This is a genomic window from Amycolatopsis sp. MEPSY49 (genome assembly GCF_051337345.1).
In the GTDB taxonomy this organism is placed as follows: Bacteria; Actinomycetota; Actinomycetes; order Mycobacteriales; family Pseudonocardiaceae; genus Amycolatopsis.
This window is the reverse complement of sequence record NZ_JBDLYJ010000008.1, coordinates 198,858-212,925: the sequence shown is the minus strand read 5'-3', so window position 1 is coordinate 212,925 and position 14,068 is coordinate 198,858. Positions and strand designations below refer to the sequence as shown.

Genomic DNA, 14,068 nt, shown 5'->3' with positions numbered 1-14,068 from the left:
GATGCAGGTAACACGCCGCAGACGGCGTGCCGGGAAGAGCCGGCGCGGCGGCCATCGGCTGCGCTACGCGACGGCCGGTTCCGCCACGCTCGTGCTCGTCGCCACCGGCACCGGCGTCGGTGTCGCGTCGACGGCGCAGTTCGGCGAGGAGCACGTCGGCCAGGTCACCGAAAACGGCCAGGTCGTCTCCGCGGACCAGTACATCAAGCCGATCGGCGACCGGCTGGTCGTGAACAACGGCAAGATCATGGCCTCGGCGGTCAGTCCGGACGGCAGTCACCTCGCCGCGCTGACCACCGACGGCGGGATCGCGCTCACCGTCGTCGACCTGAAGAACTGGAAGGTGCAGCAGCTCGTCGGCAACTCCGCGACGGCGAACCTGCGCATCGCCGGCAACGACGTCGGCCAGGAAGGCCCGACGTACTCGCCGGACGGCAAGTCGTTGTGGCTGGCGCAGACCGACGGCTACACCCGCTTTTCCGTCAACCCGGACGGCACGGTCGCGTCCCCGGTGTCGGTCAAGATCCCCGCGGACGGCGCCAAGCACGCCTTGGTGGCGCAGGCGGTCTTCTCGCCCGACGGGTCCACTGTGTACTCGGCGGTCAACGGCCAGAACCGCGTCGTCGCCCTCGACGCGGCGACCGGCGCGATCAAGCAGAGCTGGGCCGTCGGCAACGCGCCGCGCGACCTGGTGCGGGTCGGGAACAAGCTGTACGTCAGCAACGAAGGCGGCCACCCGGCCAAGCCCGGCGAGCCGACGCTGAACTCGTACAACACGCAGGTGCCGGCCAGCCAGTTCACCGGCGCCACCACCAGCGGCACGGTCAGCGTCATCGACCTGGCCAACGCGGCCGCCGCGCCGAAGAGCATCGACGTCGGCCTGCACCCGACCGCCGTCTACGTCAAGAACGGCGCGCTGTTCGTCACGAACACCGCGAGCAACACGGTTTCGGTCATCGACACCGGCCGCGACCAGGTCGTCCAGACCGTCGCGACCCAGCCGTGGCCGCAGGCCTCGGTCGGGTACGAGCCGGACGGCGTGACGCTGACCGACGACGGGCACCTGCTGGTGACGCTCGGCCGCGCGAACGCGGTCGCCGTCTACCGATTCCAGCGGGCGCAGGAGCCGGTGAGCTACGTCGGCCTGCTGCCGACCGACTACTTCCCGACCGCGATCACCACGGTCGGCCCGGACGTCGTCGTCTCCAACACCCGCGGCATCGACGCCCTCCGCCCGACCACGGCGGCCGGGCACGGCACGCACGACACGACGTCGAGCGTGCAGAAGTTCCGGCTGCCGGACGACCGCGCGATCCGCGGGTACACCGCGCAGGTGTTCAAGCAGAACGGCTGGACGGACAACTCCGTCCAACTGGCCACCGACAACGGCCACCGCAGCCCGGTGCCGGTGCCCGCGCGGCTCGGCGACCCGTCGACCATCAAGCACGTCTTCCTGCTGGTGAAGGAAAACCGGACGTACGACCAGGTCCTGGGCGACGACCCGCGCGGCAACGGCGACCCTTCGGTGGCGCAGTTCGGCGAGAACGTGACGCCGAACCAGCACGCGCTGGCCAAGCAGTTCGGGTTGTACGACAACACCTACGACATCGGCACGAACTCCGCCGAGGGCCACAACTGGCTGATGCAGGCCGACAACCCCGAGTACACCGAGTCGTCGGCGGGGGAGTACCTGCGCAGCTACGACACCGAGGACGACGCCCTCGGCCACCAGAGCACCGGGTTTCTCTGGACCGGCGCGCAGGCGGCCGGGAAGTCGGTGCGGGACTTCGGCGAGTTCCAGCAGTTCCTGACCAAGCCCGCCGGGGCGAGCTGGCAGAACCTGTACTGCGACGCCAAGAACATGGCGGCGACGGGTGAGCCGACGGCCTACCCGCTGGTGTCGTCGTCGCCGATCCCGTCGCTGAACGACGTGTCGGTGCCGGGCTTCCCGAAGTTCGACACCGCCGTGCCGGACCAGTACCGGTACCAGATCTGGAAGGACGACTTCGAAAAGAACGGGCCGGCGAACCTGAACATGTTCTGGCTGTCCAGCGACCACACCGGCGGCCCGCCCAACGCGGCCGCCCAGGTCGCCGACAACGACCTCGCCGTCGGCAAGATCGTCGACGAGATCTCGCACAGCCTGTACTGGAAGGACTCGGCGATCTTCGTCGTCGAGGACGACTCGCAGGCGGGTCTCGACCACGTCGACGGGCACCGGGCGCCGGTGCAGATCATCAGCCCGTACGCCCAGCACGGCGTCGTCGACAGCCACTTCTACTCGCAGATCACGATGATCCGGACGATCGAGCAGATCCTCGGGGTCAAGCCGATGAACCAGAAGGACAGCGCGGCGACGCCGATGAGCGCGGCCTTCACCAAGAAGCCGGACTTCACGCCGTTCACCGCGCTGCCGAACCGCACGTCGCTGACGGGCGGGCTGGCGACCCAGCCGTCGTGCGGGCCGGACACCCCGGCCGCGGCGAACCCGGCCGCGGCGCCGGTGCCGTCGTCGGCGGTGCCCGCCGACAAGCAGCAGGTCGCGGCGCAGTGGCAGGAGTGGACGACGCACCAGCGGCTGACCGGTCCGAACGCCGTCGCCGACTACGCCAACCCCGCGCAGATGAACCACTTCACGTGGTACCAGACGCACGGCTGGCAGGTGCCTTACCCGGGTGAGGACCAGGTCGTGGCGCCAGACCAGGTGCCGGGGGCGTACCTGCCCTCGCCGGAGTCGGACGGCTGAAAGATGTCGTGAGTGAGAAACAGGGTTCTAACCCTGTTTCTCACTCACGACAAACCGCGGTAGGGGCCTCACGTAAGGGTTATTCGGCGACTCTGGTGCGGCCGCACCAGGCGAACACCGGGACCTGGTCGCCGCCGCTGGTCGTCGTGAACTCGCCCGCGTGGGAGAAGTGCTCGTAGCCGGCGCCGAAGCTGACCTTCGCGATTTCGCCGAGGCCACCGACCGTCCATTCCCGGTGCCGTTCGACCAGTTCTGCCGGACCGCCGGAAAGCGTTACCTTGATGTTCGTCATGAGTCATCTCCGTGGGTTCGTCTGCGCGGAGGAAAAATGTGGTGTTCGTCTCTCGACGATCCCTGACGTGCGCTCGCCGTGTCAATCGGCCCGTACAGGGGTTGACGGTAGGGGTTTTACGCGAGTTCGGCGGCCAGGCGGTGGATGCGCAGTGCCAAGTGGACGTCCAGTGCCCGGTCGCCCTCCTGCCAGTCCGCGCCCAGCAACGCCGTGATGCGGTCCAGGCGCTGGTAAAGCGTGTTCGGGTGGATCGTCAGCTCCTCGGCCGCCGGTGTCTTGCGGCGGCCGCACCGCAGGAACACCTCCGCCGTGCGGACCAGGTCCGTGCCGCGCTCCTCGTCGTGGGCCAGCAGCGGCGCCAACGTGCGGGTGACGAACGTGTCCGCTTCCTCGCGGCCGGCTTGGCTCAACAGGTAGCGATACGGGCCCAGGTCGGCCGGGGAGGCCGTGGAACCCGTGCGACCCAACGCGTTCAAGACCCGCACACACGCGACCGCGTCGTCGTACGCGTCGGCCAACGCGGCCGGCCCGGTCGCCGGACCCGCCAGGCCGGTCGTGCCCAGTGACCACGAGCGGACCGTCGCCTCGTCGGCGCGGACGAGGGCGACCAAGCGACCATCCACAGTGGACGAAAAGGCAGCGAGACTACGCAGTCGAGGGTCCTCGCTCACCACGACCAGGTGCGGCCGCCGCAGATCACGGGCGTACGCCGGGATCTCGCGGACCCGGCGGGTCACCAGGTGCTCCACCAATTCCTCGGCCGACCGGCGCTCGGCGCGCTCGACCGACGCCACCAGCGCGACGGTCGTCGCCGAACGCTCCAGCAACCGGACGTCCGCCTCGGCGAGCGGGGCGTCGGGAACCACTTGCAGCGCCCCGAAATACGCGTTCGCCGACGCGACCGGCACGGTGACCACCCGCTCGTCCACGCGGGTGCGCCGCGCACTCGCCGAAGCGAACAACTTGGAGGGCCTGCCGGAAAGCCGCGCGTTGACGAGCGAGCCGGCGCGGGCGGCCGCGCGGACCTCGTCGTGCTCGTCGGCGACCAGCACCAGGCCGCCGACCAGTTCCGACAGCGGCACGACGACGTCTTCGGCCGCGCCGCCGTGCAGCGCCACCGCGCCGAGCCGGTCGTGCAGCCGGACGGCCCGCTCCAGCCGGTCGTTCGCCTCCGCCAGCGCGGTGACCAGCTTCGCGTTCTCGATGGCGATCGCGGCGAACGAACCGAGCGACGTCAGCAGCGACGACTCCGCCGCGGTGAACCGGCGCACCGCGCGCTGCGACACCATCAGCACGCCGGCCACCTTGCCGCGCAACCGCAGCGGCACGCCGAGGATCGTGCGCAGGCCTTCGGCTTCGGCGACGCGGTCGACCTCGCCCAGGTGCGTCAGGGCGGCGTCGCCGAGGTAGTCGGTGCTCTGCACCGGTTCGCCCGTGTCGGCCACCTGCCCGGCCAGCCCGCTGTGCGGTGGCAGCACGACGCCGCGCAGCCGCGGGCCGAGCGAGCCGTCGGTGACGCGGATGACGAGCGAACCGTCCGGTTCGGCCAGCGCGAGGTAGGCGACGTCGACGCCGAGCAGCCGCCGGGCGTGGTCGACCACCTCCTGCACCAGCGCGTCGAGGTCGTGGACCGCCGACAGGCGCAGGACGAGGTCGTACAGCTCGCGCAGGCCGTGGGCGTCCATCAACCCAGGTGTGTCGTCTCTGCCGGCGCCCAGCCCGGGTCGCCGGTGGCGGCGAACCGCGTCCACGCGCCGTTGACCTCGCGGGCCAGCTCGGCCGGCGGCTCGGCGCCGACGATGGCGGCGGACGCGTCGAGCGAATCGAACACGAACGGCAGCTCCATGCCGTGGCACGCGCCGAGCTTCGGGGCCCGCCACTCGAACTCGTACCGGAACGAGCGGCCTTGATGGCTCTCGACGAGTTCCTTGACGCCGTCGCGGAAGACGAGGTCGGTCATGGCCTCGACGAACACCTCGCCCGCCTTCCGGCCGTCGCCCAAGCCGTACCCGCGGAGAACCTTCGCCGCGTCCGGGTGCGACGCCGACAGCATGGCCACCGCTTGCTCGTCGGTGAGCACGTCGAGCAGCCCGGTCGGGCCGAAGTACAGCAGCATCTCCTCACGGCAGGTGCCGGCGATCAGGTCGACGTCGGCGCCCGCACCGGCGCGGATCGCCTCGCCGGGGTGCCGCGGCAGGACGTCGTCGCCGACCAGCGGGAGGAACGGGCTGAGGCCGTAGCTGCGGTCCAGCCCGTCTTCGCCGCGCAGGTCGGGGCCGCCGCCGGGCTTGAGGACGGCGTCCTGCGCGTCGAGCAGCCGCTCGGTCGGCAGCTTCCGGAACGCGGCGGCGGTGGGCTCGACGCCGAGCCCGTCGGCGATCACGTCGGCGAGCCGCTCCAGCTCCGCGCGTCCGCGCACCATGTTCGCATGTCCACTTTGGACGACCGCGCGGCGGAAGAGGCCGGTCGACAACGGCGAACCGAGCAGGCACGCGACGCTGATCGCGCCCGCCGATTCGCCGAACAACGTCACGGTGCCGGGGTCGCCGCCGAACGCGGCGATGTTCTCCCGCACCCAGCGCAGCGCGGCGAGCTGGTCGCGCAGGCCGAGGTTGGTCTCCCCGCCGGCCAAGGGGACGAAGCCGTCGACGCCGAGCCGGTACTGCACGGTCACCAGCACCGCGCCGCCGCGGGTGAACGCGGTGCCGTCGTAGACCGGGGCCGAGCCGGTGCCGCCGATGAAGGCGCCGCCGTGCACGAACACCAGCACCGGAAGCCCCGAGGCGCCCGGGTCCGGCGTCCAGACGTCGACCGTCAGGTACTCCGCGCCGGTTCGCCAGCCGTCGCCGACCACGGCGGACAGGTCGAGGCCGGGGATCGTCCGCTGCCGTTGCGGCGCGGTGGGTCCGGCCTCGCGCGTGTCGCGCACGCCGTCCCACGCTCGCGCCGGGACCGGCGCGGCGAACCGCAGCTCACCTTCGGGCGCGGCGGCGTAGGGGATGCCGCGGAACCGGACGCCGGTGGCGATCGGCTCGCCGCGGACGTCGCCGGAGGTGGTGCGGACGATCATGCGGGTGTCCCTTCGGGGAAGACCTTGCCGGGGTTGAGGATGTTCCGCGGGTCCAGGGCTTTCTTGACCGCGCGGTGCATTTCGACCACCGCGGGACCGAGTTCGCGCGCGAGGCCGGGTTGCTTGAGCAGGCCGACGCCGTGCTCGCCGGTGACGGTGCCGCCGAGGTCGAGCGCGTCGGCGATGATGTCGTCGAACGCGGCTTGGGCGTTCTCGCGCGCGGTGTCGTCGCCGGCCGGGGTGACCAGCAGCGGGTGCAGGTTGCCGTCGCCGATGTGCGCGACGTTCGCGATGTGGACGCCGTGGCGTTGCCCCGCCGCGTCGATGCGGGCGAGCATCTCGGGCACGGCCTGCGTCGGGACGCAGACGTCCTCGGTGAGCACCGGGCCGAGCCGTTCGAGTGCGGGGTAGGCGAGGCGGCGGGCGGAGAACAGCGCGTCGGCCTCGGCCTGGTCGGTCGACTGCGCGGCCCAGGTCGCGCCGGCCTGCTCGAAGCAGTCGAGGATCTCCGCGGCTTCGTGCTCGCCCAGAGCGCCGGGCGCGTCGGTGCGGGCGAGGAGCACGACGTTCGCGTCGGCGCTCAGGCCCATGTTCTTCCACTTGTCGACGGCGGCCAGGCAGTGCCGGTCGACGAGCTCGAGCGCCGAGGGCAGCACGCCCCGGGCGGCGACCGCGGCGGCGGCCTGCCCGGCGGCGACGGTGGTGTCGAAGTACCCGGCGACCGTCCGCTCGGCGGCGCGGGCCGGCCGCAGCCGCACGGTGACCTCGGTGATCACGCCGAGCGTGCCTTCCGACCCGACCATGAGCCCGGTCAGGTCGTAGCCGGCGACGCCCTTGGCGGTCCGGCGGCCGAGCCGGACGAGCTCGCCGGTGCCGGTGACGACCTGCAGGCCCAGGACGTAGTCGCGGGTGACGCCGTACTTGACGCAGCAGACGCCGCCGGCGTTGGTGGCGACGTTGCCGCCGATGGTCGACCACGGCGAGCTGGCCGGATCCGGCGGGTACCAGAGCCCGCGTTCGGCGCAGGCGGCCCGCAGGTCGTCGTTGACGACGCCGGGCTCGACGACGGCGTACCGCTCCCGCTCGTCGATCGCCTTGATCGCGGTGAGCCGGTCGGTGACCAGCACGACGCAGCCGTCGACGGCGTTCGCCCCGCCGGAGAGCCCGGTGCCGGCGCCGCGCGCGACGAGCGGGGTCCGGTGCCGCAGGCAGACCTTCACCACGGCCTGGACCTCTTCGGCGGTGTGCGGCCGGACGACCACCGCGGGCCGCCCGCAGGGCGCCCACTCGGCCTCGTCGTGGGCGAAGCCCGCCACGACGTCCGGGTCACGGACCAGCCGGTCCGCCGGCAGCACGGCGGCCAGGTCGTCGATCAGCATCCGCGGAAACCTCCTCGTCACCGGGTTCCCACGCTAGGGCGGCGGCGCCGGTCTGGCCATGGGGAAAGTACCCACCGGATGCATCCGCGAGTGTGCTCACCGCACAGGTATCACCTCGTTGAACGCCTCGGTCGAGCTCGGATGCGTGTAGATGGCGTTGCGCAGCTCGGTCGCGGTCACGTCGTGGCGGATGGCCAGCGCGACGGTGTTGACGACCTCCTGCGCGTCGATGCTCAGCAGCGCCGCGCCGAGGACGAGGTCGGTGTCGGCGTCCACGATGAACTTCATGATCCCGCGCGTCTCTTCGACGGTGTAGGCCCGGGGCATGGCGACGATGTCGGCGACCCGCTTCTTGCCGACCCTGATGTTCCGGCCCTGCGCGCGGGCTTCGCGCTCGGTCAGGCCGACGGTCGCCAGCGGCGGGGTGGTGAAGAGCGTGTGCGGCACGGCGAGCCGGTCGGCCGTGGTGCGCTTGCCCTCGCCGAGCAGCTGGTCCAGCACGATCCGGGCGTCGTCGAGGGCCACGTAGGTGAACTGCGGGCCGCCGTTGACGTCGCCGACGGCGAAGATGTGCGGCCGGCTGGTGCGCAGGTGCTCGTCGACCTCGACGGCGCCGGCCGGCGTGGTCCGGACGCCGGCCGCGTCGAGCCGCAGGCCGTCGGTGACCGGACGGCGGCCCGTGGCCGGCAGCAGCGCGCTGGCCTCGACCTCGTGCGTCTCGCCGTCCTTTTCGTAGATCACCTTCGCGACGGCGCCGCTGTCCTCGACTTTCGTGATCTTCGCGCCGGTGATGATCCGGATACCGTCGCCTTCGAGGATCTCGCGGGCGACCTCGGCGATGTCTTCGTCCTCACGCGGCAGCAGCCGCTCCGCTCCTTCGAGGACGGTGACGTGCGTACCGAAGTGCTGGTAGATCGACGCGAACTCGAGCCCGAGGTAGCCGCCGCCGACGACCACCAGCCGCTCGGGCAGCGTCGACGCCTGCGTCAGCTCGGTGCTGCTGACCAGGTGCTTGCTCGTGGCGAGGCCTGGGATCGGCGGGACGACCGGCGCGGAGCCGGTGCTGAGGATGATCGTCGGCGCGGTGACGGTGATCCGGTCGTCCCCTTCGCCGACGGCGACCGTGTGCGGGTCGACGAACCGGGCGGTGCCGGTGATGACGGTGACGGTGTCCTTCCCGTCGAGCGAGGCGAAGTTGCCCGCGCGGAAGGCACTGGTCAAGGTGCGGACGCCGGCGATCGAGTGGGCGAAGAACTCCTGCGCGTCGTCTTCGAGGCGGCGGCCGTTCGAGTAGTGGACGAGCATCTTGGTCGGCACGCAGCCGACGTTCGGGCAGGTGCCGCCGTACATGTTTTCGGAGCGTTCGACGAGGACGACGCGCTTGCCGGCGTCGCCGAGCGCGTGCGCGGCGGTCTTCCCGCCCTTGCCGAAGCCGATGACCAGGACGTCCGCGGTGAGCTGGGTGGTTACCATGCGCCCGAGTCTGCTTCGAGTGCGGTGATCCGACCAGGCTTGCCAGTATCAGATAACTGCTCCAAAGTATCACCGTGGACACCATCAGCCGGTTGCTGCGCATGGCCCAGCTCGGGGCGACGCTCGAGAAGCACTGCCTGCTCGGGGCGGGCACGCGGATGGACGTCGCCCGGTACGGCGAGCTCGAAGTGCCGTTCCACGTGCTCCTGGAGGGCGAGTGCCTGCTGTACGTCGGGCACGAGGTGTTCGAGCTGCGGGCGGGCGACGTCGTCCTGATCCCGAGCGGCGCGCCGCACCGGGTGGTCACGCCGGGCCCGGGCCGGCCGCGGGGGATCGTCGAGACGGGCGGGGACGCGTTCACCACGACGCGCAGCGAGCGCGGCGGCGACCCGGTGATCGACCTGTTCTGCGGGCACTACACGGTCAACGCGGGCGCCGGCGCGCTGCTGTTCCGCAGCCTGCCGGGCGCGATCCACGTGGCGTTCGGGCAGTCCGCCGAAACCGACGAGGTCCTGCGTGGGCTGAGCGCCCTGATGCGCGCGGAGGCGAGCCGCGAGGGCACCGGAACGGCGGCGATCCTCGCCGCGTTGTGCACGGTGCTGCTGGCGATGGTGCTCCGCTCGGCCCGCGGCGCGGCGAACGCCGTGTGGACGGCGGTGACCGACCCGGGCATCGCGGACGCGGTCGGGAGCATCCTGGCGGCCCCGGGGCAGGACTGGCCGATCGAGCGGCTCAGCCGTCAGGTGTCCATGTCCCGCGCAACGTTCCTGCGACGGTTTGTCCGCGAGACGGGGATGACGGTGGGAGCGTTCCTGGCCCGCGCCCGCATGATGGCCGCGGCCGAGCTGCTGACCACTTCGGACGCACCGGTGGCGACGATCGCCGACCGGGTGGGGTACCGATCGGAGTCGGCGTTCACCCGCGCGTTCCGAGCCGAGCTCGGCACGACGCCCGCCCGGTTCCGGCGGGAGCACGGTCCCGGTGCGCCTGGCCCAAAGGCTGGCGGCGACACGGCGTCCGGCGGGCGGCTGTGAGCGCTACCTAGACTGCAAGCTGCAAACGGGAAGCCGGCAGCGCGAAGAGAGCACGGCGTCACCAGACCTCCCCCGCCCTCCTCCCCAGCCGCGTTTTAGTCCCCGGTCCGCGACGAACAATCCGAACGGAGGGCGGGGGAGGTCGGACCCGAACAGCCGGGTTTTCTGCCGCGGCTCAAAAGCAAAAGACTGTCCTCGCCGGACGGGCAGGCTCTGGGATGGCCACCCGTTTCGCTGCGGTCTCTCGTTTGGGACGTGGGCCGCGGGGTGGTCATCCCGTCGCCTGGACGAGGCCTATCACTTTGAGCCGGGCCCGCAAGCCTGGCATGCTCCCTCGCCTTGGGCAGTCCGTTGCGGGCCCGGCTCAAAGTGATTTCACGGCCTCAGGCGACGGGATGACCACCCAGCTCGTCTTGTGGTCGCGCTGCGCGCGGGACGTCGCTCGGCGGCGACTTTGGGAACCAGTGTGCATCGGTTGCGCATCGATTGTAAGGTGGTGCTCAGCGGTTCAGCCTGCAGCCGTCGTGCCTCGACCCTCACGGCGTTGTGCCAAGGAGGCCTTCCGCGCATGCTCGCTCCCCAGCTCTCCCCGCCCGCCGTCTTCGATGTCACCACCACCGCGCACGCCGCCGTGGTCACCGCCGCCGGTGAGCTCGACCTCGCCGTTACCGAACACCTCGAAACGCTGCTGCGACGGGAACTCCGGCTTGCCCCGCCGGCTCTCGTCTTCGACGCCTCGGCCGTGACCTTCTGCGGCGCCCGCGTCCTGACGATCCTGATCGACGCCGCCGCGGAAGCCGCCCTGAGCGGAGTTCCCTTCGCTGTCGCGGGGCGGTGCCGGGCCCTGCTGCGGCCGATCGCCGCGTTGGGCCTGGAGGACCTGCTGCCGGTGCACTCGAGCACCGAAGAAGCGCTGTGCCGGTTGGGAGGTCAACCCTCCTCGCACTGGACGCGGGCCCAGACGAGCTTGCCGTCGTCGTGGTGGCTCACGCCCCAGTCGAGGCTGAGCTGGTCCACCAGCAGCAGGCCGCGGCCGCCGCCGTGGTCGGGGACGCGCATCTTCGGTTCGCCGGTCCCGACGTCGGCCACGGCCACCGTCACCTCGCACGGGTCGTGCGCGTGGTGGATCCGCAGCTGCCGCGGCCCGCCGCCGTGGACGTACGCGTTCTCCAGCAGCTCCCCGACGACGATCAGCGCGTCGATCAGGTCCGTTTCCCGCAGCGTGCCCAGCCTGGCCTCGGCCCACCGCCGGGCGGCCGTCAGCCCGGGCCGGTCGACACCGGCGACGTCCAGCACGTGCCACCCCGGCTGATCGGCTCCGTTCCAGCTCACGCGCACAGTGCGACTCCTCCTGACGCCACGCTTCCCCACGAGCGCGGCACGTTCGCAGGAAGGCGTACCCGGTCCGGCGGCGTTTACTCCTGCCCTCGGCGGAGACCTTAGGGGCCGTTAGGGGTCGTTGGGCCGCCTCCGCGCTGGCTAGCTTGACCGGACGGAGGCTCCGACCCGGAAAGGCGGTGGGACGACATGGTCGCCCACGACGGCAACGCCGAGGAGAACTGGTTCCGCCGGTTCGCCGCGTCACCCGAGGCGAAGGCGCGGCTGGTCTGCCTGCCGCACGCCGGCGGCTCGGCCACCTTCTACTTCCCCGTGGCGAAGGCACTGGCCCCGGACGTCGAGGTGCTCGCCGTCCAGTACCCGGGCCGGCAGGACCGGCGCCACGAACCGTTCCTGACCAGCATCGGTGCCATGGCCGACCGCGTCGCGGACCTGCTGCGGGACAAGACCGACCGCCCGCTCGCCCTCTTCGGGCACAGCATGGGCGCGATGGTCGCCTACGAGACGGCGCGGCGCCTCGAACGGGACGGCGTGCCCGTCGCGGGGCTGTTCGTCTCCGGGCGGCGCGCGCCTTCGCGGGCGCGCGACGAGAGCGTGCACACGCGGACCGACGCCGGCGTGATCGACGAGCTGCGCAAGCTGAGCGGCACCGAGATGGACCTGCTCGGCGACGACGACGTCGTCCGGATGATCCTGCCCGTGGTGCGCAACGACTACCGCGCCGTCGAGACGTACCGGGACACCCCCGGCGAGCCCCTCGCGACCCCGATCGTCGCCTTCACCGGCGACGCCGACCCGATGGCCACCATCGACGAGGTCGAGTCGTGGGCGGACCACACCTCCGGCGGGTTCGAGCTGGTGGAGCTGTCCGGCGGCCACTTCTTCCTCACCCGCCACCAGGACGTGATCCTCGGGCGGCTGGCCGACGAGCTGGGCGGCGTCCGTGTCTGAGGCACCGGTCGCGTTCGCCAACCGGCTCGTCGAACTGCGGGAGACCAAGGACGCGGCGCGCCGCGGGCCGGACGAAGCCGCGACGCGCCGGCAGCACGAGCGCGGCAAGCTGACCGTGCACGAGCGGATCGAACTGCTCCTCGACCCCGGCTCGTTCACCGAGCTCGAGGCCCTGCGCCGGCACCGGGCGACCGGGTTCGGCCTGGAGCAGCGCCGGCCGCACTCCGACGGCGTCGTGTGCGGCTGGGGCACGGTCGACGGCCGGACGGTCTTCGTCTACGCCCACGACTTCCGGGTCTTCGGCGGCGCGCTCGGCGAGGCGCACGCGGAGAAGATCCACAAGGTGATGGACCTCGCCGAGGCCGCGGGCGCGCCGCTGGTGTCGCTCAACGACGGCGCCGGCGCCCGGATCCAGGAGGGCGTCACGGCGCTCGCGGGGTACGGTGGCATCTTCCGGCGCAACACCCGCTGCTCCGGGGTCATCCCGCAGATCTCGGTGATGCTCGGCCCGTGCGCGGGCGGCGCGGCGTACTCGCCCGCGTTGACCGACTTCGTGTTCATGGTGCGCGAGACCTCGCAGATGTTCATCACCGGCCCCGACGTCGTGCAGGCGGTGACGGGTGAGGAGATCACGCAGAACGGCCTCGGCGGCGCCGACGTCCACGCCGAGACCTCCGGCGTCGCCGCGTTCGCCTACGACGACGAGGCGACCTGCCTGGCCGACGTCCGGTACCTGCTGTCCCTGCTGCCGGCCAACAACAACGAGGCGCCGCCGCACGTGCCGGCCGCCGACCCGGCCGACCGACGCACCGACCGGCTGCTCGACGTCGTGCCGGTCGACCCGGCCCGCGCGTACGACATCTGCGACGTCATCGCGGAGATCGTCGACGACGGCGAGTTCCTCCAGGTGCACGCCGGCTGGGCGACCAACGTCGTGTGCGCGCTCGCCCGGCTGGACGGGCACGTCGTCGGCATCGTCGCGAACCAGCCCGCGGTCCTGGCGGGAGTGCTCGACATCGAGGCGAGCGAGAAGGCCGCGCGGTTCGTGCAGACGTGCGACGCGTTCAACATCCCGCTCGTGACGCTGGTGGACGTCCCCGGCTTCCTGCCCGGCGTCGACCAGGAGCACGGCGGCATCATCCGGCACGGCGCGAAGCTGCTCTACGCGTACTGCAACGCCACCGTGCCGCGGGTGCAGGTGATCCTGCGCAAAGCCTACGGCGGCGCGTACATCGTGATGGACTCGCGCTCGATCGGCACCGACGTCTCGCTGGCGTGGCCGACGAACGAGATCGCCGTGATGGGCGCCGAGGGCGCGGCGAACGTGATCTTCCGCCGCGAGATCAAGGCGGCCGACGACCCGGAAACCGTGCGGGCGTTGAAGATCAAGGAATACCGTGCGGAGCTGATGCACCCGTACTACGCGGCCGAGCGCGGCCTCGTGGACGACGTCATCGAGCCGGGGGAGACGCGGTCGCTGCTGATCCGGTCGCTGGCGATGCTGCGCACCAAGCACGCCGACCTCCCGGCGCGCAAGCACGGGAACCCGCCGGTCTGATGGGCGACCCGGTGGTCCGCGTCCTGCGCGGCGCGCCCGACGAAACGGAACTGGCGGCGCTGATGGCGGTCTTGGCCGCCGTCAGCGCCCGTCCGGCCGAACCCGCGGTGCCGGCCCCGCGGGGGGGGGCCCCCCCCCCCCCCCGGCCGGCCGAACCCGCGGGGCCGGCCCCGCGGGTTCGGCCGGACGGGCGCTGGCGGCGGGCCCGACCGCCCCCAGCGCCCCCC

At 71.9% G+C, this 14,068-nt stretch carries 10 protein-coding genes and 1 pseudogene; 5 read left to right on the top strand and 6 right to left on the bottom strand.

What is annotated here, in order from left to right; all coding sequences use genetic code 11:
- Position 1: 1 nt before the first annotated feature.
- Positions 2 to 2,746, top strand: coding sequence for a phosphoesterase (locus ABFJ78_RS32070; protein WP_436390356.1), 2,745 nt, complete (start codon positions 2 to 4; stop codon positions 2,744 to 2,746).
- Positions 2,747 to 2,825: 79 nt separating this feature from the next.
- Here the strand turns inward: ABFJ78_RS32070 and ABFJ78_RS32065 are convergent, their stop codons facing one another.
- The 5 genes from ABFJ78_RS32065 to ABFJ78_RS32045 form a co-directional block, all read right to left on the bottom strand.
- Positions 2,826 to 3,038 carry a DUF5988 family protein gene (locus ABFJ78_RS32065; protein ID WP_436390354.1) on the bottom strand — a complete coding sequence of 71 codons (213 nt, stop codon included), beginning with the start codon at positions 3,036 to 3,038 and terminating at the stop codon, positions 2,826 to 2,828.
- Positions 3,039 to 3,154: 116 nt separating this feature from the next.
- Complete coding sequence (locus tag ABFJ78_RS32060) at positions 3,155 to 4,723, bottom strand: helix-turn-helix domain-containing protein (protein ID WP_436390352.1); 1,569 nt, start codon at positions 4,721 to 4,723, stop codon at positions 3,155 to 3,157.
- A complete protein-coding gene (locus tag ABFJ78_RS32055) occupies positions 4,723 to 6,108 on the bottom strand; it encodes a carboxylesterase/lipase family protein (RefSeq protein WP_436390350.1) in 1,386 nt (461 codons plus the stop codon). The genes ABFJ78_RS32060 and ABFJ78_RS32055 overlap by 1 nt, the downstream gene beginning before the upstream one ends.
- Complete coding sequence (locus ABFJ78_RS32050) at positions 6,105 to 7,487, bottom strand: FAD-binding oxidoreductase (RefSeq protein ID WP_436390348.1); 1,383 nt, start codon at positions 7,485 to 7,487, stop codon at positions 6,105 to 6,107. Before ABFJ78_RS32050 ends, ABFJ78_RS32055 begins: the two co-directional genes overlap by 4 nt.
- A gap of 96 nt (positions 7,488 to 7,583) precedes the next feature.
- The gene (locus tag ABFJ78_RS32045) at positions 7,584 to 8,960 is read right to left on the bottom strand and encodes a dihydrolipoyl dehydrogenase family protein (protein WP_436390346.1); all 1,377 of its coding nucleotides are present in this window, start codon (positions 8,958 to 8,960) and stop codon (positions 7,584 to 7,586) included.
- A gap of 74 nt (positions 8,961 to 9,034) precedes the next feature.
- Here ABFJ78_RS32045 and ABFJ78_RS32040 point away from each other — a divergent pair, with 74 nt between their 5' ends.
- Entirely contained in the window at positions 9,035 to 9,994 is a 960-nt protein-coding gene (locus tag ABFJ78_RS32040; RefSeq protein WP_436390345.1) for a cupin domain-containing protein, read from the top strand.
- 568 nt (positions 9,995 to 10,562) lie between these two features.
- Positions 10,563 to 10,847 (top strand): annotated as a pseudogene (locus ABFJ78_RS32035) (STAS domain-containing protein); the annotation flags it as partial.
- Positions 10,848 to 10,924: 77 nt separating this feature from the next.
- Here the strand turns inward: ABFJ78_RS32035 and ABFJ78_RS32030 are convergent.
- Positions 10,925 to 11,326 (bottom strand): ATP-binding protein, encoded by a 402-nt coding sequence (locus ABFJ78_RS32030; protein WP_436390343.1) that lies wholly within the window; start codon positions 11,324 to 11,326, stop codon positions 10,925 to 10,927.
- Positions 11,327 to 11,521: 195 nt separating this feature from the next.
- On the opposite strand from ABFJ78_RS32030, the gene ABFJ78_RS32025 reads away from it, so the two are divergent.
- Together ABFJ78_RS32025 and ABFJ78_RS32020 are read left to right on the top strand one after the other, a co-directional pair.
- Complete coding sequence (locus ABFJ78_RS32025) at positions 11,522 to 12,283, top strand: thioesterase II family protein (RefSeq protein ID WP_436390341.1); 762 nt, start codon at positions 11,522 to 11,524, stop codon at positions 12,281 to 12,283.
- Positions 12,284 to 12,317: 34 nt separating this feature from the next.
- On the top strand, positions 12,318 to 13,841 hold the full coding sequence (locus ABFJ78_RS32020) for an acyl-CoA carboxylase subunit beta (RefSeq protein ID WP_436390727.1): 1,524 nt from the start codon (positions 12,318 to 12,320) through the stop codon (positions 13,839 to 13,841).
- Positions 13,842 to 14,068: the final 227 nt, after the last annotated feature.

Bases quoted from the DNA above. Each gene is read 5' to 3' on its own strand.
- ABFJ78_RS32025 (WP_436390341.1), top strand. From the start codon at position 11,522: ATGGTCGCCCACGACGGCAACGCCGAGGAGAACTGGTTCCGCCGGTTC.
- ABFJ78_RS32050 (WP_436390348.1), bottom strand. From the start codon at position 7,487: ATGCTGATCGACGACCTGGCCGCCGTGCTGCCGGCGGACCGGCTGGTC.
- ABFJ78_RS32065 (WP_436390354.1), bottom strand. From the start codon at position 3,038: ATGACGAACATCAAGGTAACGCTTTCCGGCGGTCCGGCAGAACTGGTC.
- ABFJ78_RS32055 (WP_436390350.1), bottom strand. From the start codon at position 6,108: ATGATCGTCCGCACCACCTCCGGCGACGTCCGCGGCGAGCCGATCGCC.
- ABFJ78_RS32045 (WP_436390346.1), bottom strand. From the start codon at position 8,960: ATGGTAACCACCCAGCTCACCGCGGACGTCCTGGTCATCGGCTTCGGC.
- ABFJ78_RS32060 (WP_436390352.1), bottom strand. From the start codon at position 4,723: ATGGACGCCCACGGCCTGCGCGAGCTGTACGACCTCGTCCTGCGCCTG.
- ABFJ78_RS32070 (WP_436390356.1), top strand. From the start codon at position 2: ATGCAGGTAACACGCCGCAGACGGCGTGCCGGGAAGAGCCGGCGCGGC.